Genomic DNA, 26,537 nt, shown 5'->3' on the forward strand with positions numbered 1-26,537 from the left:
GTCACCCCCCGCCCCACCGCTACTCCCGCTCCCACTCCGTCTCCCACCGTCCAGCCTACTCCCGTTCCCTCTGCTGCTCCCCAGGAGACCGTGGCCCAGTATTCTTGGCCTGTGAGCGGAACGGTGATCTCCCCCTTCTCGGTGGAAGTGCTGGCCTACAATGAGACCATGGGTGACTGGCGCACCCACGATGGGTTGGACATTGCCTCTTCTCTGGGCACCCGTGTACAGGCCACCGCCAAGGGCGTGGTCAGCGCCGTCTACAACGACGACCTGATGGGCGTGACCGTGGTGGTAGATCACGGCAATGAGCTGTTCAGCGTCTATTCCAACCTGGCAGACAATCCCCCCGTAGCCGTAGGCGATGCCGTTGCCTCAGACACCGTCATCGGCGAAATTGGCGATACCGCCGCGGCCGAGAGCGGAAAGGATCCCCATCTGCACTTTGCCATGTACCAAGGCAGCGATGCCATCAATCCAGAAACTTATCTGGGCCAATGATAAAAAACCGGGATGCACGAGAAAACCTTCGTGCATCCCGGTTTTTTAGCTCTCCATATGACGCCCCAAAAAGGCAGCTGCGGTCTGGGCTACCTTTTGCTCAGGCTCTCCCACCGGAACATCTCCATGGAGCAGCAACACACTGCCCAGCACATCTCCGTGACTGACGATGGGATATGCCAGTTCCACCCGGTAGCGGGTGTCCCCATCCAGCAGTGTCACCTCTTCTCCCTCACCTTGGAAGGGTTTTCTTCCCTCCATGACCATCCCCAGCTGGGCGGACACGTTGCGCTCCAGCAAGTCTTTGCGAGGCGCACCGCCAGAGGCAATGCAGCAATCCCGATCCGTGACCACCACCGGTACGCTCATCATCCGGTACATGGTCTCACACAGCTCGGCGGCCAACTCTGTCATGTCCTCCAGCTGAGAGTACTTACGAAAAATCACACTGCCTTCTCGATCCGTATAGATTTCCAGGGGGTCACCGTCACTGATAACATTGGCATGGAACACCTTGTTCAGATGCTTGTTAGACTCCTGAACGATGGTGACCGATGAGATATGCCCCATGCCCTGCTTAAAATTTACGGCGCCCTCCAGGGTCCCCGAGCGGAGTATGGCGTCCACGTCCGATTGCAGCTGAATCTCCAGATGGTCCTCGTAGACCTTGATCTGCCGAATGATCAGCTCCAAGTCGTTGCGCTCCAAGGTGTCCTTGCTCAGAACGTCGTGAAAGACCTCCATAGCGGTGCGGGCGGCTCGGTTGACCTGGATGATGGTATTTCGCTTATCAGACAGCATTTCAATCTGGTGGGTGATGCCCTCAATTCGCTTTTGCAGGTCTGTCTCCAGCTCGTCGTAGGTCTGCTCCAGCAGTTCTTCCTGCTCCGGGTGCTTCATCAAGTCCCGGATGCGCTGGCGTTTAGTGATCTTCAACTCTTCCTGGAGATCCACCAGCACCTCGGCCAGGTGGTCGGCGCTCTGCTCCGTCTCCGCTACATCCTCCTGCTCCCGGGCTAAGTCCTCATTGAGCCGCTGTAGCATATCCGAGGAGTGATCCATCACCTGTCGGACATAGCTTTTCAGAAGCTCGTCCAGCTTGTCCACCCGGATGTGATGGGACGTACATCCCGACCGCCCCCGGCGGTGGTAGGTGCCACAGGTGTAGGCGTTTTTCAAATCCTTGCGGCTCATGGCAAACATGGGACTGCCGCAGTCCCCGCACACCAGGAACCCGGAATATACATTGTCGTACTTTTTCACCCCACGGTAGTTGGAGGTGGTACGCATTTCCCGCAGGGCCCGGGTGGTGGCAAAGGTGCGGTAGTCGATGATGGCCTGGTGGTGGTTCTCAATGACGATATGCTCCCCCTCATCCTGGCGCACATCCTTGCCGTTGATCTTCTTGCGGGTATATTTCCCCTGGCGCAGGGTGCCAATGTAGAAATCATTGTCCAGAATGCCCTGCACCGTCACCAGCGCCCAGTCACGCTTCACCGTCCGGCGATACTCCTCCCCGGCCGCCTCCTTCCGGGCCTGCTCCGCCATGCGAGGGGTGGGAATCCCTTGGTCGGTGAGGTAGTTGGCGATCTTCTTATACCCCCACCCCTCCTCGTTGTAGAGACGGAAGATGGTACGCACCACGTCTGCCTCGGTGGGAACCACCTCAAAGGCCTGCTGTTTGTTGACAATGTAGCCATAAGGAGCGGCACAGATCCATTTCCCGTCCGCCTGCCGACGCTTGATAACGTTCTTCACCTTTTTGCTGGTGTCGGTGACGGGCATTTCATTGATGAGGAATTGGAACTGGATTTTCAGCCAGTCATCGTCGTTGGGGAAGTCGATGCCGTCCCCTATGGAGATGATTCGTGCCCCGGCATCCCGCAAGTCCTCCAGCTCCACCAGTCCCCGACTGTTGCGGCGGGAGAAGCGGGAGAAATCCTTGACCACCAGGATGTCGTATTTGTGGCTCACCAGTCCCTTTCGCATGGCCTGGTATCCCTCTCGCTGCTCGAAGGTGTAGCCGGAGCGGTCCCGGTCCTCATAGAAGGTGAGAGTGCTGCCCGGAAATTTCTGCTTTACAAAGTCCTGGATGATGGCCTTTTGGTTTTCGATGGACACGTTGTCCCGGTCCAGTTCCTCGTCCACCGAGATACGGCAGTAGCCAGCAATGTCATAGGTTTCGATCATGTGATACCTCACATCCTTCCATCAGTAGAATCTTGAGAAATCCGTTGCTATGTATTTCTTGAATTGCTCTTTGCAATATTCCTTCTTTTCTCCAGTTTCCTTGTCTATGCGGTTGCCATTGAACCAGATGCTCCGCTTTCCCGCATTCTTGCCGGTCTTATTGGTGACACACTCTTTGAGAAATTCCTCAGAAGACAAGATCCACATCGTATTGTCCAACCGCTCCGAGAAGAACACGAAGTAGAAGTTTGGCCTGAACTCATGGGTAATGGCCGAGAATAGTGCTGCATCCCCGTCTGTTACACTGCTGGAACGAGCCTTGATCTGCACCTCGATGAAGGTGCCGTCGCTCTTTTTGATGACACAGTCCACCCCATGGTCGTCTACCAGTGGTACATAACAATCCAGCCCTTCCATCAGCATTTTACCAATCAAATAGTATTCCATTCGTTTGCCGAAGCCTGCCGAATGTCGAAAGGCGATTCCCATTTGCTTCACCTCTTCCTATCTTAACTTTATATTGCTTGAACTCGCTATCCTACCCCAATGATTGCATCCAGCTTGTAGTGAGCCAATGTGCGGCGAATCCTTCGTCCGCCCTCCTCCTGAACTGTTTCCATTTTGGAAACGGTTGCACCATTACCTTTTGCGTCAGCCAGAAGGTCTCACATCGGAATATCACACTGACAAACTACTTTTGTCGCCGTTGTCGTAGAGCAAGATTTCCCCCTGCTGCATAGGTTCCTGATTCATATCGTTTTCCTTTCAACAATATAGACATCCATTTTTATAGCCATTGTAGATAACATTGTATATTGATTTTTCCGAAATTGCAAGGGGAAAATAACTGAAGCGGGGGAGGCAGTTCGCACTGCCTCCCCCATGTCTCACTGAGTCATCACCGGTTCCATTTGCATTTGTATTTCCTTTTGCCTCTGCACCTCTTTCTCCGCTGACCGCCGACGGTTGTAGAGCAGAAGATCTCGGGTCTGCTCGTACAGGTTCTCCTCTCCCGACAGGAACACTGCTACCAGATACTTTTGCGCCTTGTACTGCTGGTAGATGGGTTTTAAGGATTCCCGGAACTCCGGGTCATTCTTTTCCTCTCGGGTCAGCCACAGCTCTACTACTTTACTTTTTTCACGTACGTTCATTTGCAATGGGCTATCATCTCCTATCCAACATTTTCCTCTGTTTGCCTGAAAAATATTCACATGGATGGTTCCCATGTGGGTTTATCCTCATGATCATCCGCCTTGTGTCCCAAGGCGATTTTCTTTTCCTGTTGTCTGCGCCGGGTTTTTCGGTCGGTGTGGGAAGGCGTAGTGGTGGCATCCCTTACGGGAGCAGCAGACTGAGTTTGCTCCAACCTCCGCCCCAGGCCAACCAGAGAAGCAGCAACCCCGCCAGAATCATCAACAGCGTGGCCCAGGTCGGCCCATCCAGATGGGGCAAATGTGGTCTGGGCAGGTGTATGGAGGGCAGAGAAAAACGCCGCTCTTTCTTTTTCCCAGCCTGTTGCAGCATCCTCCGCATTTGGGCCACATCGCCCGTCAGTGCCTCTATCTTCTCCTGGATGAGGTACCACCCCCTCCAGCCGGAAAGTTCCTGCAGAAGGGCTGTGTGGGCCGCTGTGCGCCGCTCCAGGTCGTCCAGCACATTCCTCTGTTCTGTCTCCAGCCGATACAGGGCGCTGAGGATGTTCAGCAGTTCCTCCCACTCCTCCTGGGTAGGATGGGACATTTCTCTCGTAGGCGGTGGGGCGTTGCGTTGTTTCAATTCCTCCAGCGACAAGCGCTGCTCGGATTGCGAATTCATGTTCCATAACCTCCTTGGTGTACTTTTCTTTGTGGAGCCGGTCATCCCGGCACTTCAAACCCTGGGGTGTGGTGTAGGTAATGCTCTTCCGGCCATCCGTCCAACGCACCTGATAGCCTTCGCTTTTCATCAGGGAGATGAACTCTTCCCGGCTGGCAGCATACCGCATACATTGATCAATGGTGTTCACAAGGCGGAACTTCCAACTTTCCCCCTTTGCTGCCGAACGATATTCCCGGCTGCTCATGCCCTTGCTCTTTGGCTCCTGCTGTTTGGGCAACACAGAAAGGCCATGTTCCTCACAGAGTGCATCGGACAGAGCGCGAAGATGTTTCAATGTATTGGGCCCCTGGCGAAGCATCTTCCCCGACTGGTAACACACCGCATTGACAATGAAATGGGAATGAATGTGCTGGGCATCGGTGTGGGTAGCAATGATCACCTCGCTGTCCGGCCAAGCCTGCCGAGCAAAGTCCTGGGCCAACTGGTGCGCCTCTTTCCCAGTGACCGATTCCTGGGGATGGAAGGACTGGACATAGTGGTAGAACCACACTGGGCTATCCTTGTGGTGCATCTGTCGGGTGGCCATAAACTCCTGCACCGCCAATTGGGTCGTACAGTTTTGGCCACTGACCAACCAGCCGTCCTCCTCTCTGGTTTTCTGCGCCTGAGACACATATCCCGCCACCCCACGCAACGCCCCAGCGGACTGCTTTTGATATTTGATAAATGTAACCGTAGCCATCAGCGCTTCTCCTGTCCTGACAGCTCTTGCAGCTTCCAGTAGATTTGGCTGAGGGCTTCCCACGTGTCCACCAGATGTACTTCTTTGATGCGCCCCATGTTGGCCAGCACGGCCAGCTGATTGACGCTGCGGCCAATGCCTTTGAGTTCGTGGGTGATCTCTTTCAGTCCATCCACAACCACGACCTTGTGCCGCAGGGCCGCCCCACGCACATAGGCCCCCACAGACATTTGAGCTAACTCCGCCTTTGCCGCAATGCTGTCATACTGCTCCTGTGTCAGCCTGAGCGTGATCCGTCGTTCTTTTTTCTCTTTCATTTAGCCCTCCAGTTCTAAAGTGGGTCCGGGCTCCTGCCCGGAATGCGCCGGTTTTCCGGCGCTGCCAAGTCCGACAACGTCGGACGAAGGCTCTGCTTGCCCGCGTCCTCGCGGACTCCGCATCCCTCGCCTCGCTGCGTACAGCAAGGCTCGCTCACTCCATCGCTCGTCCTTTCCCCAGCGAAACCTCTGCGCTGGGTTTCGCTGGGGACCCCATTTTGCGGTCCGGTCCCCCGTCCCCGGCCCCCGTCTCACCATTGTTAGCTGACAGCGTAGCGGCGGCAGGGTCGATAGGGTCGATGTCCGGAACACCCTCTGCATCGGCACTTTCGGCACGGTGCAGCTCCACAATCCGTTTCCCGTTGCTGCGGCGAACCACCGCCGTAATTCCCCTTTCCCTTAGAGCGTCAAGGCTTTGCAGGATCATCCGGGACACCTTTTTCGGTGTGATCCCTGCTGCCCCATCAGGGTCAATCTGTTTGGAAAGCTCCGTGGGAGTGCCGATAAATGTTTTCTGTCTCCCCATCAGTTCAGAGAGAAGACACACGATCCGTCTCTCTCCCAGTGAGAGCTGTTCCCGGCTGTCCGAAACCAGTTCCCACACGTTTTCTCCATTCCGTTGCAGCTCAAGTTCCCGGTATTCAATGTCTCGCCCGATGCAGGTGAGCTTTGCTCTGGCAGTGCCCCGCCGCTCCTCCACCAGCGTGAAGCTGGAGTCCACGGCTCCGCTGATGGCTGTGGTGCCAGAGATTCGGCAGAACACATCCGCCGCCTTTTCTTTGCGCAGGTGGTGGATGAGCAGAACGGCAATGCCGTGCCGATCTGCCATTCGTTTCAGAACCGACAGGTCCCGGTAGTCGTTGGCGTAGGTGGCACCGTGGACTGGGCGAATCATTTGCAGGGTGTCCACAATCACCAGCACCGTGTCAGGATGCTGAGCCAGAAAGTGTTCCACTTGCTCCTCCAGCCCCTGCCCGATGGGGGCACAGTCCGTACAGAAGTGGACACTGTCTGGTGCGTCCTCGGTGATCTCAAAGAGACGATTCTGGATGCGGAGGACCGAGTCTTCCAGGCAGAGATACAGGGTCGTCCCCTGCCGCACAGGCATTCCCCAGATGGATTCTCCTTTGGCCACCGTCACCGCAAGCCACAGGGCCAACCAGGACTTGCCCACTTTAGGAGAGCCTGCCAGGATATGCAGCCCTTGGGACAGCAGCGTGTCCACCACAAAGTTGGGCGGACGCAGCGGCTGGCTCATCAGTGCAGCTCCGTCCACAGTGCGAAGTTTTGGGATTGGTTCATTCATAATCAACACCTCCGAATATAAAATAAGCGCCCACTTGACGTGAGCGCTTTGAGGAAAGGGATTGTCCTTTCACTTGATTATTCTGGTTGTTTTGATAAAATGAGAGTATCGCAAGACACCACAAAAAAGGATATAGGACAGTGGGGTGAGACTATGCCAATGGGAATCCAGCAGACCAACAATCTCTTACACCTGACCCTGGATATCTGGCAGGATCAAGTCTTTTTCAACGAGATCGCTTATCCAGCCGGACACTTTGCCGCCGACCTGTTAAACGTCAGCCCAGAGATGTTGCAGGAATTACTCACTCTGGGCGGCACCATCAGCCACCAGGTGGAAGCGCTGGCCTTTGCGGAGCCTTCTCGGTTTGTCCATCTGTTGCAGGAAACTCGTCCCACCCTGGAACCACTCCTGGACATCCTGTGGCGTTGTCCACCCTACTGCTTCCTGGACAAGGCGCAGGAGCTTCATGCCGTGGACGTGTTGTTTTCTCCAGCCTCTCACAACGATTTGCTGCATCCGGCCTCCCCTGTCCGGCAATTCTTCTTCCGCTACCTCACTGCCGCATTCAGCATCCCCCTGGGCATCTACCACTTTTCTGTGGCAGGTCTATATTTCGAGGTCGAGTACCTGCGCAGGCTCAAGAAACGCAACGAGACCTTCTTTGCCACCGCCGCCCGCGACTGTTTCAACAGTGAGGACTTCTGGGCCATGATGCATAAGCTCTCCTATGCAGAAATCGAGCCCTTCACCATCTCCCCCACTATATCCTCCACTTATACCTTTGCCCGCAATCCCAAACACGAAACAGACATGGTGTTTGTCCAGCGGATAGAATTCCCCACCCTCATTCACTTTTACATCTTCGATTTGTTGAACGGGTTACACCACGGCCATGCCCCCAGCCAGTGCCAAAACTGTGGGTATTATTTTCTCACCACCAACGCCCATGTCCCCAAATACTGCGACGGCATAGCTCCCCAGGACAGCCGCATGACCTGCAGGCAGTACGGAGCTATGATGCACCAGAAGGAGCAAAACAAACACCACCCCATTTACAGTCTGTTCAATACCCGCACCGGCACCATCCGCAAACATCACCAGCGGCGCAAAATTTCGGACGAACTGCGGCAAGAGGCACTCCATTTGGCAGCAGTCTGCCGGGACAAGGCCCTTATGGACAACGACTACGCCGCCCACGGGTACGCACAGGACATGGAGTTGGAGGCACTCTATGCCCAGGCCCAACGCCGTTTGGAACGAGGGAAACAGTCATGAAGATGTACGATTGTTCCACCCCATCTTGCAGCAACGAAGAGCTTGCCCGCCTAATCCAAGAGGGCGACCCTCAGGCGGCTTCTCAATTACTCTCCCAGAACGAGGGATACCTCACGAAACTGGCCACCACGTATGCCAAGCAGCTTTCCCAACCCTCCCTGATGGAGGATTTGAAACAGGAGGGTGCGCTGGCTCTTCTGGAGGCGGCACAGCGGTTTGACCCGTCCAGGGGGACCAAACTTCTGACCTATGCTACCTCTGCCATAGAGACCGCCATGCAGGACTTTGCCGCACAAAGCTCCTGCCCCCTGTCTTTCCCAGCAGAGCGTTATCAGCAATTGCGCCAGGTGGCTTTTCTCTGTGCTGCCCATGAACAGGAAACCGAAGACGAGCTTCTCGCTGCAATCCAGAAAAAGCTATCGGTCTCTGCCCTGGTGGCCAAACGGATGCTGGAGGAATACCGCACCTTTTTCCACACGGAATCCTTGGGCGACCGTGTCTTTGATGTAAGCTATGGCGGTGATCCCGCCAAGGCCTATGACCGATTTATGCGCCGGACGCTACTTCTCCAGCGCATGGAGGAAGTACTGAATCCCCGGGAGTTAAATCTGGTGCGCAACTATCTGGGCCTGGATCAGGCGGACGGACGGGGCATGACCTTTCAGGAGTTGGCCATTCGCTTGAACTACAACGGCCCCAGCGGTGCAGAGAAGGCCTATAAAAGTGCCATCCGCAAATTAAAACAGCAGCTCAATGGCGGTGCCTATGGGCAGTGGATTGCTAGGCAGAAAGCCATTCGGAAGGCAGTGCGGGAAGTTTGTGTTAACCCCAGATAGACCGATAGGAGGCAATCATATGAGTATTTTATCCCTTGCCAGTGGGCAGTCTGCCTACCGTGGCTATGAATATTTCCAGAACAAAAAGGTCTTGCGTGTGGAGCCGTGCGGCGACACCTCCTACCACGGCACTGTGTCCGGCAGCAACGGCGCACAATATGACGTGACCATCGACTTGTCCCACCCTCGGAAAAGTCAATGCACCTGTCCCCACGCCGCCGGACGACGGATCATCTGCAAACACATGGTCGCCCTCTACCTCACCGTTTTTCCCGAAGAAGCTGCACAGTATATCGCAGAGGTGGAGGCATATTGGAACGAACAAGAACAGGCACAGGAGCAACTGGAGGATCGTTTGCTCCACCGTGTGCATCGCATGAAGAAATCGGAACTCCAGACGGCACTGCTGGATCTTCTGTTCACAGGGCCGGAGTGGCAGGTTGAGCGTTTTCTGGATTCGTATGGTGATTTTTATGAGGAATGACCGAGCACACCCTATGCGATCCAAGGCCAGAACAAAAAGTGAAAGGAGTTTTTGCTGTTTTGATGCAAATACTGCAACGAGTTTATGTCCCCGCTTTGTATAAACATGAATGCCTTTCCTGTAAATACTTTCAACTGCTTACAGTTTGTAATTACTTGCTCTGCTCCGCCCTCATGCATCCGCCGTTGTATTGACAATGCACATAATAAGCACTATAATTGTAGCGCAAGGAGGGACTCTCTATGGACACCAACATGACCTTTCGCATGGACAGCCAGACCAAGGCACAAATGACGGAAATCTGCGCCCAGTTAGGCATGACCCCATCCACTGCCTTCAATATCTTCGCCAACGCCTTTGTACGCTCCGGCGGTATGCCCTTTGCGGTGAAGTTGGCTCCCCCCGCTAAAGTCAGCCGTGCACAAATGCTGGATGACGCCAGTGAACTGCTGGATGCTTTTTCCGCCGACTATAAGAGGATGGCAGAATGATTTGGATTACCGCAGATGATGTGATCGCCCTTCATTCTTAAGTGATCAAAAAGATCGGCGGTATTGACGGCTTAAGGGATCGTTCCGTTTTGGAATCCGCCGTCTCCGCTCCCCTGCAATCCTTTGGCGGTACAGACCTATTCCCCGGTGACATCGATAAAATTGCCCGTATCGGCTTTGGACTAGCCTCCAACCACGCCTTTCTGGACGGAAACAAACGCATCGGGGCTATGGTGGTACAGCTGCTTCTCAAATGGAATGGATATGCCCTCCAACTACGAGAAGGAGAACTGGCGGATATGTTCATTTCCATTGCCAGCGGAGCCGCCAATGAAACCGATTTGAGCAAATGGATTCAACAGCATCTCCGATAATCAAAAGCAGCAGAACATCATTCCATCTGCGGAATGTGGCTCTGCTGCTTTTTCCATGAACACAGAACCCGCCGCAGAATTGAAACTCCTGCAGCGGGTTTCTCGTTTTTTCTGTTATATTGCGAATCTTTTTAGATCAGCTGGATACCTACTTATCGCCATACCCGCTTGCGCAGAGTCACCACGCCGCGCAGGGCTCCCATGGCCACAACCAGAACCACCACATAAGCCATCATCTGATTGGTGTCGCCGGTCTGGGGATTCTTGTCCCCATCGGGCTTAGCAGTGGTGTCTGTGGTGTTGCCGGTATTGTTTCCGGAATCATCGGTGCTCTGACCAGGCTTGTTGACATCGTCGTCCGGCTGGGTGGTGGTACCGTCACCGGGCTTGGTGGTGTCATCCTCTTCGGGCTGCTGATCATCCACCAGCTCCACCTCGGAACGGTCCCGGATGCGCAGGCAGGCCCCGTCGGGGTCATAGTACACCACACCCACAGCGGAGATGTCGGCCCCCACCTTCACAAAGGTCTCCAGGGGGGTACTGCCGTCTTGGGAGTAGCCAATGTAGTTGTTGAACAGCAGGCGGAACTCATGGGTACCGTCACTGAGCATGACCTCACTGACCTGCTCGCTGACCAGCTCCACCGAAGTCACGGTACCGCTGACCTTGGCCAGCCAGCCACCGTAGGTGTCGTAGTCGTTGGCCTGCTCCAGGGTCAGTTCTTTCGGCTCCACAGGCTGGATGGTGCTGTCCACCAACTCGATGTCAATGACTCGTAGCTCCACATCGCCCTGGTACTGATCCCAGCTGCCGGTGACCCGGACAGTCTGGCCCACCAGGAAAGTGCCGTCAGCGCTGGAGACAGGATAGAGGTCAATGCCTCCGGTTTCGTCCTGGATGTAGATGGTGTCAAAGAAGGCGTTGGGTTCCACATTGCCAGCGGTAACCACACCCTCCACGGTAAAGATGTCACCCACCTCACCCTGACGGGCCTCGGCAATGGTGCTAATCTCCCGCTCCTCCAGAATAGAGGAGACGATGTTCTGGACAATGACCTTGTTGGCATAGCTGGCATCGCCGTAGTCCACGCTGGAGCTGTCGGAGATTTCAAAGTTGGACAGGAACACTGTACCGGCCACATACACCCGGCCCCGGCCCACGGCCTCAGTGGCCAGAGTGACCACATCTCCCTTTTGCACGACAGCGGTGCTGGCATCGTAAGAGCCGCTGGTGGTGCTGCCCTTTTCCTTGCCGCTGTCCCATTTTCCTTCACTGCCCTCGGGGCGGACGTTGGAGTTGATGGAATAGCAGTTGGAAGAACCCATCACCAGAGCCTGACCATTTTCGCCCAGATCCACAGAACAGCCGGAGTAGGCGCTGTACACCTGGCCCTCCTGCAGCCCAGCAAAGAGCTGAGGAAAATCCTGTGTGTTAAATTTATCCATATACACGCGGTAGGTCTGGGTGGCGCCTCCGTTGTAATTGGTGTCGTCGTCCAGCACCTCGTCGTCATTGAGGCGCAGAGTAGATCCCATGGCCTCCAAAATGGGGTTGACCTGCTCGGTGGAACAGAAGGGAGCGCCGCTGAAGCTATCCTGATAGTCCGCCAAGCCGCAGAGAATGACGGTACCGCCATTCTTGGCATAGTCCGCCACCAGCTGGATGTATTCCTCCGAGAAGTTGGTCTCCTCTGTGGGGGTCACGCCATTTTGCTCTTTCTTCAGGGGGGCAGATACCACCAACAGAGAGACATTCTCCAAGTCCTCCGCGGTGATAGTCTCCCCGGGCTGTTTGATGGTCACCTGGGCGTTCATCTCGGCGGCCAGGGCGGTGAAGTTCCCCATGTTCCCGGAATAGTAGCCGGTGACATAGTCGTTGTAGTGGGTGCCGTCCACCAGGATACGGGTGACCAGAGAGGGATCGGTGACGTTAAGTTGGAGCACCCCGGTAAAGGTGTACTCGGTTCCGCCGATGGTGGAGACCAGGGACACATCCACAGTGGTCTTACCTGCCATGTCAAAGGTGCAGGGGAAAGAAATCTGTGCCGTAGTTCCAGAGGTCAACACGCCATTGCTTCCGATTTCCTGGACGTTCACGGTGTGAATCACCTCACCGTCCACGGAATAGGTCATGGACTGGACGGTCATATCGCTGCCGGCGTTGTTGTAGATCTCGCTGGAGAGGTTGACCGCCTCGCCACGCACCACCAACTCCTGATCGCACACTGTGCTGGAGATACCGGCATTGACCCCCTCACCAGTCCACACGGGAGCGGTAACGGCGATGTTCTGGTCGGCCTGAGTGATGCGCAGATAGTAGTAGGAGTAGTCGTTGCTGTCAAAGGCAAAGGTCACAGTACCGTTGCAGCCGGACAGGGTCTTGCTGGCTGCAACCAGACCACCGTTGACGATTACCTCCACCTTGGCATCGCCGGAGTCGGTGGGGTCGCTGATCTGGGCCTGTATAGTGACCCCCTGCTCCTGCTTGGGCAGGATGGAGCCCATAGCGTTGCCGTTGAGAGAATACAGGATGGACAGATCGTTGTCCTCGGTGGCGTACACCCGGTAGTTGGCAATGGCATCGTAAATGCCCTGCTCAGTCAAGTCAGAGGCCAGCACCACACTGCGGGCGGTGTTGGAGTCGCCCCAGTTACCCTTGTGGTTGTCCTGGTTGTTTGTGGGGGCCACATGCCACCCCTTGTCCAAAGCACGGGTGTAGTACTCATAGCTGGGGAAGTAGCCGCTGGAGCCAATGGCTCCTTCGCCGTTGCCCACCTCAATGAGGGTGATGCGCTGATCCAGTGCGGCGGAGTAGAACGCAAAGTCCTGGAAATCACCAAAGGTGGTGCCGGGATGGTTGAACTGGGACAGAGAGGAACTGACCTGCACCAGCATATTATAGTAGTTCTGATAGCCTTCGGTGCTGCCGGACTTATTGCCGAACTCGCTGTTGCTACGGCTTTCAAAACCTGGGGTGTTGAAGGTGTTGATGTGACCGAACCCATCCGACCAAGTCATCTCAAAGCCATAGAGACCCACAAAGTTCTCAGTGGTGGCATTGGCAGCTGCCTCGTGGCCCTGGGCCCACTCGCTGCTGATGGTGGTGCAGTCATTTTCCAGGCCCACCCCGTCGGCACTCTCATTGTCGAAGGAGTTGGAGTGGTCAGTGACCGCCAGGAAGTCCAGATTGTCCACCTGAGAGGCATGGTCAAAGGCCTCCTCCACGCTGCCCGCACCGTCGGAGATGTTGGTATGGGAGTGAAGCTGTCCAAAGTAGAGGTTGTAGTCATTCAGAGACACAGGAGCCTGATAAGTAAACTCCGCCACCGGGCTGATCTGAGCCTGGGTGCCAGCCTCTTCATCGACGGGCAGATAGGCGATGGCCTTGAGGGTCAGAGGCTGATCCACAGTGGGCACCGCCACATCCTCCCCCACCTTGAGAGCCTTGGTGTAGGCTTCGCTGTTGGTGGTGGGCTGGGAGCCGTCGGTGGTGTAGTAGATGGTGGCACCCTCCACGCTCATCAGTTCAATGGTAGCACCCTCGGTCAGAGAGGCTCCGCTGGCCGGGGTAGCCCGCACCTCCAGCTGGGTGGGTTCCGGCTCAGGTTCGGGCACACCCTCCACCACCTGGAAGACCACACCGGTTTTGTCGTTTTTGCTGGTGGTCCAATCGTCATACTTGTCATCCCAAAGCAGGTAGTTGCCCCGACCCTGGTTTTTCACATAGTATACTCCTGTGGTATCACTGGCTTCCAGCGTCCAGGTCTCGTTCTCCCCTGCACCGGGGTACACGCTGGAATAGCTTCCCGCCATACTCAGAGTCTTACCTCCATTGGTGAAGGTAAAGCCAGTTTCGGCATCTCCCCCCACCGTCCACACCTCGGTGGCCTCATACCCGGTGAGAGTTCCATCGGACAGCTCCACCGTCACACCCACGGGGTAGTAAGTGTTCTTTACGGTGGCGGACAGGGCCAGCATGGTGTCCAGAGCATAAATAACCACCTGGTCACCAGCAGCAATAGGTGTCTCTCCCTCCTGCCCATCATCAGGCACCAGAGGCTCCTCGTTCACATCAAAGCTGCCGCTGCGGTAGAACTGGAAGGTGTAGATCTGGGGCTTGCTGGTATTCATGCTATAGCAGGTAAAATAGCCGCCGTAGTACTCCAGGTACTGGGGTTTGTTATAAGCTACCGCATTGGTTCCCTTGACATAGGAGCCGTTTTCGGCCTTCTCCAGGTCAAAGAGGGTGTATTCCCCCTGCTCCTCCACCAGTCGGACGTTGGTGCCGTCCAGATAGAGGAAACCCTTGTCGCTTTTGAGGATATAGTGGCCGTCCTGCTCATAGACCTTGAACTGAGCCGTACCCTCGGGAATTGTCAGAGTGGCATCGCTGACCTGGGCGTCCAGGGCCACCAGCTCATCCTTGGTGCTGCCGGAGCTGCTGGTGTAGGTATAGCCCTGGCTGCTCATAACTTTGTTGGCTTCGGGATAGTAGATGGTCACCACGTCACCCTCTGCGATTGTCTCCACCCGCTGGGCAGTGGCCGGCGCCTGAATGGTGTAGCGGATGGTCTGGATGGCGCTCTGGGTGCCATCCAGCACGGCCACCGCCTTTAAGGTCACCTGAGCCCCTGCCTCACCGGTGATCACCGGCTTAGTCTCGTCGGTATAGAGGGTGCTGGTGTCGCTGGGGTCACTGCCGTCGGTGGTGTAGTAGATGGCCGCTTCTTGGGTGGCGCATGTCAGAGTAATGGCGGTGCCAGAGGCCACCTCCCCACCCTGGGGCTGTGCCTGGGGTGCGGCCACTGTAATCCCTGCGTCCCCACTGTCCACCTGGAACACCAGCAGGTCAAACACGTATCCGCTGGAATTGGTGGTGGAATATGCACCAAAACGTGCCCCGGAGGTTTGCCATGCAATGGCCCGGGTGCTGCTTCCAGAGGCCACAAAACGGAAGGTGCCGTCCCCGTTATCGGTCACATTCCAGGTGTAGGCTTCCTGAGGCTTGGTAAAGTTGGTACCTGAGCTGCCATAGCCCAGATAGTTGGTGCCATTGGACAGGCTGATTCCGGTTCCCGAAGCCGCTGCCATCCACACCGGCACGTCGGTGCCGCTGAGGTTCGTCCCGTTCACCGTCACAGGTACCCCGTCAATTTTGCTGTCAATGGTGGAGCCTAGAGCTTGGGCGCCACGGTCGGTGTTGGCCACCAGCACGAAGCTGCCGCCTGCCTGGAGTTGTGCCGCCGACGTGACCTGGGTGTAGGTGTTCTCCTGGGCATGGGACATGACAGGAAGCATGCCCAAGCACAGAACCAGTACCATCAGCAGAGCCAATCCACGCTTGCCCCAGCTTTTGAATCTTTGATACATAAGTATCCGTTCCTTTCTCTCATGAGGTTTCATCTATCAAGAACTCTGGACGGGCGGGACATCAAATAGGCACTGATGCCTGCCACCAGAGGAACTGTCAACAGGATGCCCAGGGAGCCTGCCACACTCTGTAGCACCTCAATACACAGAAAATCCGTATTCACCAACTGAAGAAATGGGATATCATAGACCTGGATGAGCAATAACATATTGAAGGAGGAGCCAGCAAAAGCCAAAATCAGTGTATTAGCCATGGTTCCCATGGCGTCCCGGCCAATGTTCATGCCGGAGCGGAAGAGAGCCTGCGCCGAAAGATCATGATTTTGCTCCCGCAGCTCCCACACCGCTGAGGCAATGGACATGGCCACATCCATCACAGCCCCCAGGGCTGCCACCAGCACCCCACACACCAGCAGCCCCTGGATGGTCAGTCCATACTCGCTGCCGTAGAGCATCAGATTCTCTGCCTCAGTCATGTTAAATCCATTCAGCGGCGTGATCATCCCCGCCATCCAGGCAAACAGTCCGGCCACAGACACCCCGCACACACAGCCCAGACTGGCACACAGGCATTTCCGGGTCAGCCCATCCAACAACACCAGAGAGGCCACTGCAGTCACCGCCACGATGCCAATGGTGAGAGGTATGGCGGGTAGACCACGAACGAGACCGGGCAAAAGCAAACACCACAGACACAGCAGGGTAAATACCAGCCCCAGCAAGGCTCTCAGGCCCTTTTTGCCCCCCAGAATCACCAATACGGCACAGAAAATGAGCAGTGCGCCCCCCATCACAAAGCCTCGGTCATAGTTGAACATAGCAGCATAGTAGGAGCCGTCTTCCTGGGTGATGAGACGTACAATAACCCGATCCCCCTCCTGCACATCCACGTTGAACAGTGCACTGAGGTAGTTGGTCAATGGCAGCACTTCCCCCTTATGGCTCCCCGAGAGCAGCTGAATCTCCAGCTCCTGGGTACCCACACGGCGACCCTCACCCTGCTTCCAGTCGGGGGCAGCATCGTCCTCCAGCACCGCCGTCACCTTGGCCGGTACAAACACCAGCTGGCTGGACGCTGTGGGCTGGCCGCTCACCGGGCGGTTGAGCCACACCCCCGCTGCCACCAGCAGCGCCAGCACCATCACCCCTAAAAAAATACGAGGCAGCAGATGAGCCCGATTGTGTGCCTGCTCATCTCTGCCGCACTGTGGAGTTTCTCTGGCCTGTATGGTCTGTTGTTTCCCTGACATATTGATATATTCTCTCCTTGTTGACGTGTCCCGTCCGAATTCCGTCCATCAGTATATCATCTGATTTTCCCCACGTTCCACCACGGTTTCAGGTGTTTTCGGTAAAGCAAAGGTAAACACACCATTCTTCTCCCCGAATGCCATACTCCTGATTTTACACAAAATACAAGCAGCCCAGTTGCACAGGCAACCAGGCTGCTCCGATGTTCAAAGCGTGAAATATTGTCACAGTTTACTTTCTTTTGGCAGGGTATCCTTCCTTGTCACCTGCACTATTTTTATGTTTTTTCTTCTGTCCATTCTGCCGCGTCCTCCACCACACCAGTGATCAAAGCCTGGAGGGTGTGGGCGTTCTCATGGGTCACCACCGGCCCGCCGGTCTCCTGCTCCAATTCCTTGCGGGCATTTCCGGCAATGCGGCCGCCCCGTTGGGCCACCTTACGGTTTTCCTCCAGCCCCTGGGGTTGCTCCGACCGGGAGATGCTGGTGGTGGATGCCTCGGCCAACATATTGAGCACCAGCTCCAAATCGCTCATGTTGTCCCGTAGGTTCTCTTTCTTCAGCCCCTTGAGCTGCTTGTACTGCCTGGTGGTCATCCCAGACCAGGCACGGGAAATCTCGTCGGTGAGAATGGCATATTCCCGCCCCTTTTCCACGCCACGCTTCTGCCACTCATCGGTGAGCTCGTTGCGAATGCGGATGGACAACAGACGCTGATGCACCCATTCTTCCGAGTACCCCTTTTTCAGGTAAGTCTCCAAAGCCCGGTCAATGGCCTGTTCCGGGTCGATGGTCTCCTCGATTCGCTCCCGGCCCACCTGGGCCAGCCACACCTTGAACGGCTCTGCCTTGGGGGACGGGATGGACTGGATGATGCGCAGAAGCTGCTCGGTGTTGGCCACATCGGTCATTCGTTTTTTTCCGTCCGCTGCAGTCATCTTCAAACCGTGACAATTTGTCACGGTTTGATTCCCCTCCTCTTTCAGGCGTTGCTTCAGCTTGCGCCAATAGGCCGTAGGGTCTTTGCTGTCTGTAAGTACCCCCACCACGTCCACCACAGAGAAGTACCACTCCTCCTGCTGGGCATCCCAAGCGGTGCGAATGCGCTGATCCTCAAAAAGTTGGATTTGATCGTTCTGCATCTTCTCATCCATGTGTATGTACCTCCACGGTTGTGTTTTTCATTTTATCATAACGTCTGTGGAAAATCCAGGGTGTTTCCCTGGTATATATACCCTCTAGACCCCCTCCCGGATTCCCACGGTAGAGCCCACAGGTTTCGTCATGATGTACCATCGATGCCAGTCCGTTTTGCCAGATTCAGCATTCCGAAGCAGAACATTTCCCACCGTGTCCATGTTGTCTGTGACGGGTCACCCTCTCGAATACGCATGGTTCTTCGGATTTCCTTCGGTATCACCACACGACCTAAGTCGTCAATTCTGCGCACAATGCCGGTTGCTTTCATCCTTGCCACTCCTCTGTATTTGAAAAGTTACAGGTCTTACAAGTTATTACCTGTTTTGTCCATTATTATGGGCAATTTCCAGGCAGTTATGCACAGTTTTCCATCTCTCTCGAAACGCTATGATGCTCCATCAACCGTTGAGACGGCAAAGAAGCTGATCCTCCACAGACTGAAAGTGCCGGTTACTATTTCCGGCGTATTCTTTGGCAATACGGATCTGCTTCAATCCCTCTTGCAGCGTCAATATTCCATCCGATTGCTTCCCTTCATCTTGCAAAAACCTCCCCAGCGCCAGACAGCACTCGGCCAAAACCAAATAACCATAGGGATGCCTGGGCGCCACAGAGATGGCAGTGCGTCCCCACGTTTCACTTTGAGCAAAAGCCTCCTGGGCTCGTGCATCCTGCCCGATTCTGGCAAAATAACACCCCTCCAGACGGTTCAAGGTACAGGCAATGTTGGCCAACTCGCGATTTGTTTGGCTCCCGCCAAGCATCTGAAATGCCATTTGCAAATTTTCATGGCCCTGCTCCAGATATTTCTCCACATCAGCCCCATGATCGTCCGTGGACCAGAAATACTCCAATAGGGTATTGCAGGCAAAACCAATTTTGCAATACGTATCTGCCAGTTCTGGGTGCTTGGTGCGCACTTCCTTGTACTTCTTCCACGCATGATCCATGCTGGTCAAAGCCTCCGCCTCCAAGTCGCCTCGTCGCTCCCTTTCGCTCTGCTCCTTGGCCAAGTCCAGACAGGCCTCTCCCATTCGCTTATAGATCATGCCCACATTCAAACAGAAGGAGGCATCCCAATAGGGTTGTACAACCTCTGCCACACCATAATTTTTGACTGCGCTGCGATAGCAGTTCAAAGCCGCTTCCTGCTCGCCTTTCATACTGTGAATTTCCCCCATGTACTCCTGCGCTTTGGCGTAGCTGGCATGGAGCGCAAGGACGCTGCACAACTCTGGCTTAGCACACAGGTCCAACACATATTGGGCATGTGAAGCCCCTTTCTCGTACTCATTTTTGACGATATAAGCCTTCGCCAAATACAGATGGGTCTTGACCATGCTGTTGATGTAGTGCTTAAAGGGGATCTTCTCCATATTTTTCTTTAAAACATCCAGCAGTTGTTCTGCAATGTCCACACAGTGTTGAACGGCATTTTGTTCATCCGATGGACTGATATACTCCAATTCCATGAGGATAAAGGAAAATGTGATCCAGTTCTCCGCATCGTGCTGCTTCAGAAGCTTCATCCCTTGTTGAATGGCACCCCGGGATTCCTCAAACTGAGAGATTCCCAGATAAATCATGGCCATTTCTCGGTACACAGCAATGCGAACCGATTTGCCAACGCGATCCGCCAATCCCGCAAGGGTATCGCAATACTCCGTGGTATACCCCAATTCCAACAAAATCCCTCTCAGTCCTATGAGGTCACGGGCATACCCATCTGGGGATGGCTGATCCATCCCATAGGCCAGCAAATTGCGTAAGTGATAGTCGCATTGGGACATGTCACACGGGGAAGAGACATCCAACTCCTGAAACCATGCGTATTCTGCACGATACAACTTCTCTCGGCACACGCGCTCCAAATCACCATCCAGTTGACGCATGTAGGCTGCAATTTCCTCTTTGAGCGCTGGTTGCACCTTGTATCGCCCGGGTTCCATCTCAGAAAACAAGGAAGATCGGAACCAATTTCGATAAAGGCCGAACAGTCGCCCTGGAAACATGCGGGAAAAGAGATCTTCATCAAAGCTCTGGGCAAAATTCAGCTGAAAGAGAATCTCCTTCTCATGCAGGGACAGGCCATTCAGGGACTCCCGGGCAATGCTTTGGTACCCCAACTTCTCCATCTGTTCCCAGTCAATCTCCCGCTCTCCGCCCTTCTGTGCGGCATACTCCAACATGCGCTCCACACGCAGAGGAAGTCCATGGCTGATCCGGAACAGGACGTCCACCACACACTCTGTCCAGCCTTTCTGTTTCCCCTCAAGATAGATTTTCAGTTGCTCTTTGTCCATGGGCTGGATGGGAATGGTCACCACAGGACAGTTGGTGTAGTGAATGGGTGTGTGGGAGACAAAGACCCAGGTGACGTGTTCCGTATGGGAAATCAAAGCGTCCAGCCAACCGTAATGAATAGACTCTGCCGGAACATTGTCCACCACCACCAGAATCGAGTGGCCCAGACAATCTCCCTTTGCTTCACGTTCCACATCGCTGGCCAAAGAAAGAGGAAGCTGCTGCATCAGTTCCGAATCGCTCATGTTCCGACATGCGGTCCGAAATTCTTTATAAGACTGATAGGCTGGCGAGTGGCTATGATAGACCGCATAGGCAAGCTTGGAGGCCCGCTGAAACAGACTGATCCCCACCCCCACATAAGGCAGATCTCGAAATTCTGAAATCACATCTACCACCAGTTCGGACAGGTCAGAGGCCTGGTCGATGGCAGAAGCCACCACCTCTTTCTTTCGCTGGCAATACGGGATCTTGCCCCACCGCTCACTGTTGACTTCATCCACAATTTCAAACTTGGTCAGTGCCATACCATGTTTGATGGTCAAATAATCGCAGATCTGATAGAGCGCGTTCAGCGTCGTGTGTTTGCCCACACCCTTGTACTCCTCAAAGTCCAAATACCCACAAGGAGCTCCCCTCTTTCTTCGCTCCTCCATCAGCTCTGCCACCATGTGACTTTTTCCCACACCCTTTTCACCCACAAGATTGAAGATGCGTGTCTGGGCATAGATGTCATCGGAAATAACGTCAACCAAATGATCTGTACAGTACATAACATTCCCTCTCTCCCGTCGCTGCCATTTGTCCCGCAGGTTTCTTTCTCAGATTCTGTCTAACTATTTGTATTGTAACATATGGAAAAAGCCTGTGCAAATCACAGCATATGCCCGCATTTACACTTATGTTTTCCTATGAAAAAAGCGGAGGAGATCGGTGTCCCGATCTCCTCCGCTTTTCTTGTGCAATATCAATCATCCCACATCAGTGGTTGGCCGTATAGTACTCCTTGATACCCTTGAAGATGAGCATGCCCACCACAGAGCCGCCATCCAGAATGCCGATGCTCCGCTCTGCGGAGTAGGCGGCGCGGCCATGCACGGCCTTCATCTGCTTGGTGGCCTCCGAGCCATCGGCAGCTGCCTTGGCCGCAGCCTCCACCGCCGCAGCGGGGTCCTGAGCATTGGCTACCAGGGCCTCTGCGCCGGGATAGATGGCATCAATGATGGTCTTTTGACCGGGCTGAGACCCAGCCTTGGCCATGATGTTCTCCACACCGGCCTTCACCGCAGCGGCAGCCTCCTCAAAGGTGGCCTCTTCCTTGCCCTTCAGAGCCTTGGCAATACCCATAAAACCAAAGGCGGTGATGGTGCCCAGAGAAGAGGGGGCAGAGGCGTTGAACACCTTGCCGCAAGCCAAGATCAGCTTGCCCAGATCGGTCTCCTCGGCGGTCTTCAAAAACTCCACGACTGCCTTGTAGCCGTCGTCCATGGAAATGCCCAGATCGCCGTCGCCGTTGACCTGATCCAGTTCCACCAGATAGTCACGATTTTGTGCAATCTCCGCGCTGATGGCGGAAATGATTCCTTTTACCGATTCTTTGTTCATAGCGCACCGCCCTATTCACTTATTGGAATTGGTGTAGAAGGGGCTCTCGGCGGGAGCCTGGAGCAGCTCCTTCAGCTCAGCATCCAGCTTGAAAATGGTCACAGACAGGCCGGCCATTTCCATGGAGGTGGCGTACTCGCCGATGTGAGGCATAACCACGGTCACGCCCATATCCTTCAGGAGCTGATGGACTCTGCGATACACGATCAGCTGCTCTTCCATGGGGGTGCCACCCAGGCCGTTGACCATAACGGAGACCTCGTCGCCACTGCTCAGAGGCATGTCCTTGGTGATGGTGCTCACCAGGGTCTCGGCGATCTCGTCGGCAGTCATCATCTTCTTGACCTCAATGCCAGCCTCACCGTGGATGCCCATGCCGATCTCGATCTCGTCATCGGCAATGGTGAAGGTGGGCTTGCCCACCTTGGGTACGATGCAGGGAGACAGAGCCACGCCCATGGTGCGGATATTGGCCAGAGCCTTCTCCGCCACAGCGGCCACCTCGTCCAGACTCATCATCTTATCGGCAGCGGCACCCGCCACCTTGAAGGCGTACACCATGCCAGCCACGCCGCGGCGCTTGTCCGCGTTCTCCTTGGGGGAGCTGGCCACGTCATCCCGAACCAGAACCTGACGGGTCTCGATGTCGTCAAACTCCACCTCGTCACAGGCCATACGGAAATTGAAAATGTCGCCATTGTAATTGCCGAACAGGCACAGAACGCCGTTGCCCCGGTCACAGGCTCGGATCATGTCCGCCATCTTCTCCGAGGCGGGAGAGGCAAACACCTCGCCCACGGCGCAGCCGTCCAGCAGGCCCTTGCCCACATAGCCCAGGAACACCGGCAGGTGGCCGCTGCCACCGGCGGTGACGATACCCACCTTGCCGTCCTGGGTGGGATAATTGGACAGCAGGACCCGGAAATCGTCGTTCAAAAGCTTAACCTTATCACCATAAGCGGCAATGATGCCTTCCATGGTGTCCTGTACGAATGTATCCGCACTGTTGATGATTTTTCTCATAGTGTCCTCCTAAACGTCTTGCCATCTGGTTTAGTTTTCGTTAACTCCCCATGCCTTTCGCAACAACTCCGGGTAGGGTTCCAGGTGTGCAAAATCATTGAACCGCTCCAACGTAAAACGTCCGGTCTCAGGATGATAATCCAACTGGGTAATGCTCCCGTTCTCAAAGGTGGTACCCAGCAACTTCCACTTGGCCAAGTCGATGCCCAGCACATGGCAGACAATGGCGCGAATCCATACTCCGTGGGTAGCAATGGCCACACACTCCAATCCGCTTTCTGCCACCTTCTGCAACGCTGGCATGCCCCGGGCCACCAGATCTCCCGCCGACTCTCCGCCTGGGTGGCGCAGATCCTCCACCATCAGATCCTGCCGGGCTTTGAAGTCTGCGAATATGGTGTTGAGCTCGTTGGTCTCGTAGCCTTCCATATCGCCAAAATTCAACTCCCGAAACTGAGGTACAATCTCATGCTCCACATTCCAGTGCTTGTTGGCGGTCTCCGCCGTTTGACGGGCACGGATCATATCACTGGAGTATACCTTCTGAATACCCCAGTCTTTCATACGCAGCCCCACGAGGTCTGCCTGACGAAATCCTGCTTCTGAAAGGGCGACATCTACGTTACAGCGGGTATCACACTGTCGCCCATGTCTGATCAGATAAATCTTCAAGTTCTCTGATTCCTTTCCAAAGTTTGGATTTATTTACTTGTTGGGGAACTTGATCTCAGCGGGGTACTCCCACTTCTGCAGCTCCTCCTGGGGGAAGCAGTCGGGCTCCTTGCCATTGTTGGCGGTGAGGGCGTGGTGATACAGCTCGGCCAGCTCCTCGATATAAGCGGCCTTCAGATAGGCCTCGTAGATGTCACGGTTGTCCACAGCCACGGCGCCGTGCTTCTCCAGCAGGAAGCAGTCGGCCTCCTTGCAGCTCTCGATGACGCTGTTGGCCAGGTCGGGAGTGCCGGGACGGCCATAGGGAGCCACAGGAATTCTTGCCTTGCTCAGACCCAGATTGGCCACCTCGTAGACGATGGCGGGAATGGGCTTGTTGAGCAGAGCGAAGGTGGTGGCAAAGGCGGAGTGGGTGTGGGCAATGGCCACGGCGTCGGGCTTCTGACGATAAATCATCAGGTGCATCAGGGACTCGCTGGTGGGCTTAAAGCCGGACAGGTTCTCCAGAACGTTGGCATCCAAGTCCATGACCACCATATCTCTGGGGGTCAGCAGCTCACGATCCACGCTGGTGGGAGTGATGACCACATAACCGGTCTCAGGATCACGGGCGCTGAAGTTACCAGACTTATGCTTGCACAGGCCATCCTTCTGAGCGCGCTTAGCAATGGCACATACATCCTTTTTCAAAGTTTCGAGCATGGCTCTCTCCTCCTAATCACAGTAATTGTAAAATGTCTCCAGGCTCTTTGGCCTGCTTGATTTTGGCTACCTTCTCTTCATCTTCCAGAATTTCGATCAACTCGTTCAGTGCCGGAAGATGACTCTCATAATCGGGTGTGGCCAGAACCACGATCACTTGAGCTTGGATATAATCGTAAATCTCAATGGGTTCTGGAAACACCAAGATGGACATTCCCACGTCGTTGACCCCTTGGTCCACGCCTGCGTGGGCAATGATGACTCCTTCGGCTACTTCCAAATGGGGTCTTTTTTCCACAATGTTGCTGATGATGGCCTGGACATAGGGGATGGAAATGGCACCGTCATAGAGCAGCGGCATAGCCGCAAACTCGATGGCCTCTTTCCAGCCCATTTTTGCCTCAGCCACCCGAACATTCATCCCCAACAGCAGCTGTTTGAGGTGGAGCTCGCTCCGATCCTCCACAAACTCCCCTTGGGCCTGGGGCGAGGTATACGCCTCAAGTTCCATGCAGAGCTTATGATACAGGTTGGGGCTGGTGTGCTTTCGCACCAGGTGCATAATCAGGTCCTGCTGGGAGAGCATGACACCTTTCTCCCGCAGTACCTTCACCACCGTCTCCCGCAACGTTTTTCGCTGCTTGTCGTTCATCAGAGGTTCCACCACAAAGAGCTTCTTCTCTGTCTTCAGGGGGATGGTGGAGAACACCATATCAAAAGGTTCTTGGAATTTACCAAACTGGTCTGCGGACATACATTTGGTAAATTGAATTTCAGGAAACATCTCCGTCAGGGAAGACTGGAGAAACCGGGATACCGTAATCCCGTTTTGACAGACCACCACAGCCTCCGGGCGGGTACTCCCACCTTCCAGCTGCCCCTCCTTGGTCACGTAGGTTCCGATGATCAAGGAGATATATGCCAGTTCCTTTTCCGGGATCTTCTTTCCAGCCAAACGCTCCAGCGGTGCCACCGACTTGCGGACCAGATTGTGGAGATCCTGATAGGCCGGAAGGATATAGTCTGTGATGTCCAGTCCCACATGGAAGTCATACCGAATCCGATACAGAGCCGGCTCACAGTGGTGGATCAGCAGTTTCTTCAGTTCCTCCCGCTCCCGGATGTTGACACAGGACAGCCGTTCATAATTCTGAATGGTCTCTTCCACCGCTTCCTGAATTTCCAACGTCTCGTCCATGTCCCTTCCCATGGGAACGGCCTCTACCTTCATACTTTGCACATGCGCCGTCAGGTACATGATTTCAAAGGCATTTTGGACGTTGCGCTGATCCGCCAACATCCGCATAACAGAATACTCTTTGGTTCCGGCAACATGTCGGAAGCTGTCAGGAATCTCATCGAGCACCAAACCATGTGTGATCCGATCGAAGACGATGGCAAAGAAGCAGCTGTTACTTTCGATCATCTCTCCGGCAAACCGCACTTGCAATTCGCCTTCGATTTCCAAAAGCATATTCTTTGCGCTTTGTACGTCTTCCCGGGAGATCCGGCACAGTTTTCTTGCCAGAAAACTGTGCCGGTATTGCATGAGCAGGCGGTTGAGCACCACGAAGATCATCTGCCGCTTATCATATTCCGATCCGATCACACAGTAACCGGTCTTCCGTCCGTAGTTCAGGGTCAACCCACCGCTTTTCAGCTCGGAATCCACCTTCTTCAGGTCGGTGAGCACCGTGTTTCGGCTGACCTTCAGCTCGGAAACAAAATGTTGCAGCGATAGTTCTTCCTTGGCGGTTAGAACCATGAGGCGGATGATATCCACCCGTTCTTCCTTGGAAAACCAGAGTTCCTGATTCTCCCCCTCGAACCAATCCTGGTCCAATACATCCTCCAACTGGCTGGGGACATTCATCTTCCCGTTGGCAAGCCGCGTAATCTCGGGGTAATCATGTTCACGAAGGAACTGGTTGATCTTCCCCAGACCATAGCTGAGTTGCTTACGTGAAAGGTGGAACTTGTCTTCCAGCTCCTTCCCGGTAATCGTATCTCCATGTTCAATGATGTCTTTGAGAATTAAAAAGTTACGATTTCCAATTTCCATGATTATCTCC

At 54.8% G+C, this 26,537-nt stretch carries 21 protein-coding genes and 1 pseudogene; 6 read left to right on the plus strand and 16 right to left on the minus strand.

Going from position 1 to position 26,537, the window contains the following annotated elements; genetic code table 11:
- Nucleotides 1-501, plus strand: a 501-nt coding sequence (locus B5G37_RS02350) for a M23 family metallopeptidase (RefSeq protein ID WP_087253384.1), incomplete at its 5' end; no start/stop codon positions are given.
- A 45-nt stretch (nt 502-546) separates the two neighbouring features.
- Here the strand turns inward: B5G37_RS02350 and B5G37_RS02355 are convergent.
- The 6 genes from B5G37_RS02355 to B5G37_RS02380 form a co-directional block, all read right to left on the minus strand.
- Nucleotides 547-2,691 (minus strand): stage V sporulation T C-terminal domain-containing protein, encoded by a 2,145-nt coding sequence (locus B5G37_RS02355; protein WP_087253387.1) that lies wholly within the window; start codon nt 2,689-2,691, stop codon nt 547-549.
- Nucleotides 2,692-2,712: 21 nt separating this feature from the next.
- A complete protein-coding gene (locus B5G37_RS02360; RefSeq protein ID WP_087231053.1) occupies nt 2,713-3,180 on the minus strand; it encodes a hypothetical protein in 468 nt (155 codons plus the stop codon).
- Between the two features lie 398 nt (nt 3,181-3,578).
- The gene (locus B5G37_RS02365; protein WP_087231056.1) at nt 3,579-3,851 is read right to left on the minus strand and encodes a hypothetical protein; all 273 of its coding nucleotides are present in this window, start codon (nt 3,849-3,851) and stop codon (nt 3,579-3,581) included.
- A gap of 50 nt (nt 3,852-3,901) precedes the next feature.
- On the minus strand, nt 3,902-5,254 hold the full coding sequence (locus B5G37_RS02370; RefSeq protein ID WP_087253390.1) for a relaxase/mobilization nuclease domain-containing protein: 1,353 nt from the start codon (nt 5,252-5,254) through the stop codon (nt 3,902-3,904).
- Nucleotides 5,254-5,571, minus strand: coding sequence for a plasmid mobilization relaxosome protein MobC (gene mobC, locus B5G37_RS02375; protein ID WP_087253393.1), 318 nt, complete (start codon nt 5,569-5,571; stop codon nt 5,254-5,256). Before mobC ends, B5G37_RS02370 begins: the two co-directional genes overlap by 1 nt.
- 154 nt (nt 5,572-5,725) lie before the next feature.
- Nucleotides 5,726-6,877: an AAA family ATPase gene (locus tag B5G37_RS02380; protein ID WP_087253395.1), complete on the minus strand. Its 1,152-nt coding sequence runs from the start codon at nt 6,875-6,877 to the stop codon at nt 5,726-5,728.
- A gap of 153 nt (nt 6,878-7,030) precedes the next feature.
- Here B5G37_RS02380 and B5G37_RS02385 point away from each other — a divergent pair, with 153 nt between their 5' ends.
- The 5 genes from B5G37_RS02385 to B5G37_RS02405 all read left to right on the plus strand — a co-directional run bounded on the left by B5G37_RS02385 (nt 7,031) and on the right by B5G37_RS02405 (nt 10,340).
- Nucleotides 7,031-8,155 (plus strand): DUF6076 domain-containing protein, encoded by a 1,125-nt coding sequence (locus tag B5G37_RS02385; RefSeq protein WP_143482858.1) that lies wholly within the window; start codon nt 7,031-7,033, stop codon nt 8,153-8,155.
- Nucleotides 8,152-8,991: a sigma-70 family RNA polymerase sigma factor gene (locus B5G37_RS02390; protein WP_087253400.1), complete on the plus strand. Its 840-nt coding sequence runs from the start codon at nt 8,152-8,154 to the stop codon at nt 8,989-8,991. Before B5G37_RS02385 ends, B5G37_RS02390 begins: the two co-directional genes overlap by 4 nt.
- A 19-nt stretch (nt 8,992-9,010) precedes the next feature.
- Nucleotides 9,011-9,475 (plus strand): SWIM zinc finger family protein, encoded by a 465-nt coding sequence (locus tag B5G37_RS02395; protein WP_158096766.1) that lies wholly within the window; start codon nt 9,011-9,013, stop codon nt 9,473-9,475.
- A gap of 242 nt (nt 9,476-9,717) precedes the next feature.
- Nucleotides 9,718-9,966 carry a type II toxin-antitoxin system RelB/DinJ family antitoxin gene (locus B5G37_RS02400; protein WP_087232004.1) on the plus strand — a complete coding sequence of 83 codons (249 nt, stop codon included), beginning with the start codon at nt 9,718-9,720 and terminating at the stop codon, nt 9,964-9,966.
- Between the two features lie 41 nt (nt 9,967-10,007).
- The gene (locus B5G37_RS02405) at nt 10,008-10,340 is read left to right on the plus strand and encodes a type II toxin-antitoxin system death-on-curing family toxin (protein WP_087253403.1); all 333 of its coding nucleotides are present in this window, start codon (nt 10,008-10,010) and stop codon (nt 10,338-10,340) included.
- A 152-nt stretch (nt 10,341-10,492) separates the two neighbouring features.
- Here the strand turns inward: B5G37_RS02405 and B5G37_RS02410 are convergent, their stop codons facing one another.
- The 10 genes and pseudogenes from B5G37_RS02410 to B5G37_RS02455 form a co-directional block, all read right to left on the minus strand.
- The gene (locus B5G37_RS02410) at nt 10,493-15,709 is read right to left on the minus strand and encodes a CehA/McbA family metallohydrolase (protein WP_158099330.1); all 5,217 of its coding nucleotides are present in this window, start codon (nt 15,707-15,709) and stop codon (nt 10,493-10,495) included.
- A gap of 29 nt (nt 15,710-15,738) precedes the next feature.
- The gene (locus tag B5G37_RS02415; RefSeq protein ID WP_087253407.1) at nt 15,739-16,959 is read right to left on the minus strand and encodes a YibE/F family protein; all 1,221 of its coding nucleotides are present in this window, start codon (nt 16,957-16,959) and stop codon (nt 15,739-15,741) included.
- Between the two features lie 278 nt (nt 16,960-17,237).
- Nucleotides 17,238-18,113: a Bro-N domain-containing protein gene (locus B5G37_RS02420; protein WP_087253409.1), complete on the minus strand. Its 876-nt coding sequence runs from the start codon at nt 18,111-18,113 to the stop codon at nt 17,238-17,240.
- 209 nt (nt 18,114-18,322) lie between these two features.
- Nucleotides 18,323-18,427 (minus strand): annotated as a pseudogene (locus tag B5G37_RS15675) (AbrB/MazE/SpoVT family DNA-binding domain-containing protein); the annotation flags it as partial.
- A gap of 130 nt (nt 18,428-18,557) precedes the next feature.
- Nucleotides 18,558-21,236 carry an ATP-binding protein gene (locus B5G37_RS02430; protein ID WP_087253413.1) on the minus strand — a complete coding sequence of 893 codons (2,679 nt, stop codon included), beginning with the start codon at nt 21,234-21,236 and terminating at the stop codon, nt 18,558-18,560.
- Between the two features lie 208 nt (nt 21,237-21,444).
- Nucleotides 21,445-22,068, minus strand: coding sequence for a dihydroxyacetone kinase subunit L (locus tag B5G37_RS02435; protein ID WP_087253415.1), 624 nt, complete (start codon nt 22,066-22,068; stop codon nt 21,445-21,447).
- A 15-nt stretch (nt 22,069-22,083) separates the two neighbouring features.
- Entirely contained in the window at nt 22,084-23,091 is a 1,008-nt protein-coding gene (locus B5G37_RS02440) for a dihydroxyacetone kinase subunit DhaK (RefSeq protein ID WP_087253417.1), read from the minus strand.
- Between the two features lie 30 nt (nt 23,092-23,121).
- The gene (locus tag B5G37_RS02445) at nt 23,122-23,763 is read right to left on the minus strand and encodes a histidine phosphatase family protein (RefSeq protein ID WP_087253418.1); all 642 of its coding nucleotides are present in this window, start codon (nt 23,761-23,763) and stop codon (nt 23,122-23,124) included.
- A 33-nt stretch (nt 23,764-23,796) separates the two neighbouring features.
- Nucleotides 23,797-24,465: a class II aldolase/adducin family protein gene (locus tag B5G37_RS02450; RefSeq protein ID WP_087253420.1), complete on the minus strand. Its 669-nt coding sequence runs from the start codon at nt 24,463-24,465 to the stop codon at nt 23,797-23,799.
- Between the two features lie 16 nt (nt 24,466-24,481).
- Nucleotides 24,482-26,527 (minus strand): BglG family transcription antiterminator, encoded by a 2,046-nt coding sequence (locus B5G37_RS02455; protein WP_087253421.1) that lies wholly within the window; start codon nt 26,525-26,527, stop codon nt 24,482-24,484.
- Between the last annotated feature and the right edge of the window lie 10 nt (nt 26,528-26,537).

It is taken from the genome of Pseudoflavonifractor sp. An85 (genome assembly GCF_002161235.1).
Classification (GTDB): domain Bacteria; phylum Bacillota; class Clostridia; order Oscillospirales; family Oscillospiraceae; genus Enterenecus.

Bases quoted from the DNA above. Each gene is read 5' to 3' on its own strand.
- B5G37_RS02355 (WP_087253387.1), bottom strand. From the start codon at position 2,691: ATGATCGAAACCTATGACATTGCTGGCTACTGCCGTATCTCGGTGGAC.
- B5G37_RS02360 (WP_087231053.1), bottom strand. From the start codon at position 3,180: ATGGGAATCGCCTTTCGACATTCGGCAGGCTTCGGCAAACGAATGGAA.
- B5G37_RS02370 (WP_087253390.1), bottom strand. From the start codon at position 5,254: ATGGCTACGGTTACATTTATCAAATATCAAAAGCAGTCCGCTGGGGCG.
- mobC (WP_087253393.1), bottom strand. From the start codon at position 5,571: ATGAAAGAGAAAAAAGAACGACGGATCACGCTCAGGCTGACACAGGAG.
- B5G37_RS02380 (WP_087253395.1), bottom strand. From the start codon at position 6,877: ATGAATGAACCAATCCCAAAACTTCGCACTGTGGACGGAGCTGCACTG.
- B5G37_RS02385 (WP_143482858.1), top strand. From the start codon at position 7,031: ATGCCAATGGGAATCCAGCAGACCAACAATCTCTTACACCTGACCCTG.
- B5G37_RS02390 (WP_087253400.1), top strand. From the start codon at position 8,152: ATGAAGATGTACGATTGTTCCACCCCATCTTGCAGCAACGAAGAGCTT.
- B5G37_RS02395 (WP_158096766.1), top strand. From the start codon at position 9,011: ATGAGTATTTTATCCCTTGCCAGTGGGCAGTCTGCCTACCGTGGCTAT.
- B5G37_RS02400 (WP_087232004.1), top strand. From the start codon at position 9,718: ATGGACACCAACATGACCTTTCGCATGGACAGCCAGACCAAGGCACAA.
- B5G37_RS02410 (WP_158099330.1), bottom strand. From the start codon at position 15,709: ATGTATCAAAGATTCAAAAGCTGGGGCAAGCGTGGATTGGCTCTGCTG.
- B5G37_RS02415 (WP_087253407.1), bottom strand. From the start codon at position 16,959: ATGTCAGGGAAACAACAGACCATACAGGCCAGAGAAACTCCACAGTGC.
- B5G37_RS02420 (WP_087253409.1), bottom strand. From the start codon at position 18,113: ATGGATGAGAAGATGCAGAACGATCAAATCCAACTTTTTGAGGATCAG.
- B5G37_RS02430 (WP_087253413.1), bottom strand. From the start codon at position 21,236: ATGTACTGTACAGATCATTTGGTTGACGTTATTTCCGATGACATCTAT.
- B5G37_RS02435 (WP_087253415.1), bottom strand. From the start codon at position 22,068: ATGAACAAAGAATCGGTAAAAGGAATCATTTCCGCCATCAGCGCGGAG.
- B5G37_RS02440 (WP_087253417.1), bottom strand. From the start codon at position 23,091: ATGAGAAAAATCATCAACAGTGCGGATACATTCGTACAGGACACCATG.
- B5G37_RS02450 (WP_087253420.1), bottom strand. From the start codon at position 24,465: ATGCTCGAAACTTTGAAAAAGGATGTATGTGCCATTGCTAAGCGCGCT.
- B5G37_RS02455 (WP_087253421.1), bottom strand. From the start codon at position 26,527: ATGGAAATTGGAAATCGTAACTTTTTAATTCTCAAAGACATCATTGAA.